Origin of the sequence: Rhodovulum sp. PH10 (genome assembly GCF_000293785.1) — a bacterium.
Taxonomy (GTDB): domain Bacteria; phylum Pseudomonadota; class Alphaproteobacteria; order Rhizobiales; family Xanthobacteraceae; genus Rhodoplanes.
The window spans coordinates 1-454 of sequence record NZ_AKZI01000259.1; the positions used below are offsets into that span (position 1 = coordinate 1).

Sequence of the window (454 nt, forward strand, 5' to 3'; positions counted from 1 at the left end):
ACGGAGACACCCCGGCGGGCGGCGATCCGGCCGGGCCGCTCGCCGGCCAGCAGAGCGACGGCGATCTCCCGCTCGGCCGGGGTGAGGACGGCCGCATGGGCCGGGTCGAGGGCCGGATCGAGAACGCTGGCGCCGGTCATGGTCTCGAGTGCGACGATCGTGGTGGCACCGAAGCCGATGTCGTTGCGGTCGCGCGGAACGGCGACGGCGCGGATGCGAACCGCGCTGCCGTGCCGGCCCGCCAGCGTCGCCGTGGTGGTCGGTCGAGGCGGCTCGCCGCGGATCGCCCCGGCGGTGCCGGCGATGGCATGCGCGAGCCGGCCGGTCGCCTCGGGGGTGGCGCCGGCGAGCCGGCCCCGCTCCACCGTCAGCACGTTGCCGTCGCGCAGAACGGCCTCGGCGGACGGCGACAGCGCGACGATCCGTCCGTACCGGTCGACCGCCAGGGCGCAGG

1 protein-coding gene is annotated in these 454 nt (G+C 77.3%); it reads right to left on the minus strand.

Annotated elements, in window-relative coordinates; genetic code table 11:
• On the minus strand, window positions 1–454 hold a 454-nt coding region (locus A33M_RS21915; protein WP_040622777.1), incomplete at both ends, for a hypothetical protein.